A 3,032-nucleotide genomic window follows, 5' to 3' on the forward strand; every position below is an offset into this window, starting at 1 on the left:
GAGTTTTTGGACTGTGTCTACGGGCATCTATTTTTTCCATATCTCTATTTTATCAGTTTTTTGAGAAATAGATATATTTATTCACCTGATTAATAGTTAAACATAGTCAGAATCCAGATCTTTTGAAGATCCTCGAATCCTTAGGAGTATGCGATTTCCTATGGAATTTTTATCATGATATAATGATATATTGGCAACAGTAGAAAAAGCAATCGCTGCAAATTATGATATTCGTCTTGATTCTTACCCGTATGATTCACAGAAACGCTGGTTTGCCATGGAGAAATAGTGGAGGAGGAGAGACATGCGGTTTCCAGACAGTGCGGGTTTATTACTTACCATTCTTGATGGTTTTATACAGAATGAAGAAATGATGGTTCAATCAATTGATAATTACCATTATCCTTTTGGAAATTTCATGGAAAAGACCCAAGCCGATGATTTGACTTTAACTGATATTGATGATTGTATCAGAGTTCCTAGGCTATATATCATAGCAGGTCATAAGGATAAGGTTCTTTGTGTGGAACAAGCATGGAGAACAAAAATAACGAAAGCATTTGAACAATTACTTCAGAATGTACAGATAAATGTACAGATATTGGATAAGATAAATAAAAACTTTAAAAAAGTAAAAAGTTATTGCTTAGAATCGTTATATTGGCTCTACTTATCCGAATTGGTGACTGCTGGCTGTGTTCAGTATCCGAGAGAAATGAAGATAGAAAATGGGGATTTAGGGATATTGATTTATTACTGGACTCCTAATCCTAGCGACAATCCACTAGACAGGGTAGAACAGACAATTTCTTTTTGGAGGTATCGCGAACAACCGACTCTAAAAGGTTATCAATGTTTAAACCGTTCTTTTATTTTGCGAAATATAATTGGCCGCAAGGTATTGGCTACTATTCCCGATAGAGAAGGAGACTGGGGTTTGGTACTCGAAGGTGGATTGTTTTTACCGTTGGCGAACGATTTTGAAGCCGGTCTATGTAAGCTAAATAGTAGCCATATTAGCCAATGGACCGTAGGCGAAGTTGAAGAAATATTGCTTAATCCTGTATATGCTTTCGGCTACTATTACCAACATATTGATTTGGTTTGTGAATGGTTTTATGTTTTTCTGTACGGGCTGGCGACAATTGACGAGAATGAGCTAGCTACTGTTGATTTAGAAATTTTGTATCAACACTTTTGTGATTATATCGGAAAACATATTTGCCCTTATATTCTAATAAAGAATAAAATAATCGAAATGAATAAATTTATTGCTGTGCTTAAAATAACGTTGGAGGATATCAGAAAATATTTAAAAGGTAAAGAAGAAACAGGGATTTCCAAAAATATTTTTTTGATGATGCGAAACCGACATACCTATTTACCAGTCGTTCATCAGTTTATTCATAGAAAATTCGGTTTGGATATTGTTAATACGACCTGTTCCATAACTTTGGACGTTAGCTATTGGAAAAATAAACTTGATAACTTGACAAAAGTAATGGAGTCTAATAAGAAAGGAAAAGTGTTGGAAAATTTAGCACAGTATTTTCTTGGTACCATACCTGGTCTAAAAGTTACTGCTGTTCGAGCAAAAAGAGGAAGGGAAGAAGTAGATATTTTCTGTTGTAATATCTCCTGTGATTCCTATCTTTGGAAACTAGGAGCATTGATTCTTATCGAATGTAAGAATAGAAAAAAGAAAGTGGAGGTATCGGATATCCGGAACATGGTTCCTATCATGGAGGCAAAAGGAATACATGGAGCAATGATTTTTAGCAGAGTGGGTTTTTCATCGGTTGCTATTGATGAAATTAAGCACCAGCTTTTTGGTGGGAAGATGATTATTCCTATCTACCTAAAAGAATTGGAGGGGGTAGGCCATGAGAAAAGTGCTTATGATCTTCTAAGAGAGAAAATCGATTACTCAGAAAAAATCATGGAAAATGATAGTAGGCAATTATATTTTTAGTAAACCAATCTCGCACAGAAAATTGCAAAATAGGCATGTATATTTCCCCCAGGAGGTTTGTCGACAGCCAATAACAAAAGGAAAACTATGTAAGGAAGAAAATGGAAATTGACCATATTTATATCTGCACAGAGTATAAGGCACCGGCAGGAGATTTACTGATCGAATTCGGGCTTGTAGAAGGTTCTTCAAATATCCACCCTGGACAAGGGACGGCAAACAGAAGATTCTACTTTCATAACTTAATGGTAGAGCTTTTGTGGGTAGAAAATAAAGACGAGGTACAGAATGAACGGACTAGGTCAATGAGATTATTTGAGCGATGCCGATTAAGTTCAAATGCGATTTCTCCATTTGGGATTGCATTTAGACCCACAATAGAAAAAGATGAAACAGCACCATTTCCGGCATGGGATTATCACCCTTTTTATTTGCCGGATTTTCTAAAAATTCAAGTGGCTGATAATACGCCACTGAGTGAACCGATGTATTTTTACCTGTCTTTCGCTAAAAGACAGGATCAGGTTGCTCTTGAGAGGAGAGAACCGATGGAACATAAAGTGCCTCTAAAAGAAGTAACGTCTGTAAAAATACATGTCAATCAAGATGTTGTGTTGTCAGATACTGCTGGTATTTTAAATCAAGTTCATGGTTTTTTGATTGAAAAGGATAAAGAACATCTTATTGAGTTAGAGTTTGATAATGCTATAACAAATCAATCTAACGCATTGTGCTAGTTCATCGTAATGTAGTTACAAGCTTTTAGAAGTAATGCGATAAAGCTTTATAATGTCGTTGCAGGCCAATGCCCTCACCCCTGAGGCGGATTCAGAGGTGTCTGCCCTCCCCCATAACGCTCGAAAAGGCACTCGCTATGGGGGAGGGAGAAACGGGCCTAAAACCATAGCCGCGTGATTTTAGGCATCTTCGACCCCTCCCCCATAGCTATCGTTTTTTGATAGCGTGTGACTTTCCCCCGAATTGCTAGACACTCAGAAGAGGATGTACAATACATCATAAGGAGCTGAGTGAAAATGGCAAAAGAGAAACGGGTATTTAC

At 36.9% G+C, this 3,032-nt stretch carries 2 protein-coding genes; both read left to right on the forward strand.

The features are described from left to right. Nucleotides 1-304: 304 nt before the first annotated feature. Entirely contained in the window at nt 305-1,972 is a 1,668-nt protein-coding gene (locus EDC14_RS26305; protein ID WP_132018361.1) for a restriction endonuclease, read from the forward strand. 101 nt (nt 1,973-2,073) lie between these two features. Further along, entirely contained in the window at nt 2,074-2,709 is a 636-nt protein-coding gene (locus tag EDC14_RS26310; protein ID WP_132018364.1) for a VOC family protein, read from the forward strand. Nucleotides 2,710-3,032: the final 323 nt, after the last annotated feature.

It is taken from the genome of Hydrogenispora ethanolica (assembly GCF_004340685.1).
GTDB classification, from domain to species: Bacteria; Bacillota; UBA4882; order UBA8346; family UBA8346; genus Hydrogenispora; species Hydrogenispora ethanolica.

Excerpts from the sequence above, each read along its gene's own strand:
- EDC14_RS26305 (WP_132018361.1), top strand. The coding sequence starts at position 305 with ATGCGGTTTCCAGACAGTGCGGGTTTATTACTTACCATTCTTGATGGT.
- EDC14_RS26310 (WP_132018364.1), top strand. The coding sequence starts at position 2,074 with ATGGAAATTGACCATATTTATATCTGCACAGAGTATAAGGCACCGGCA.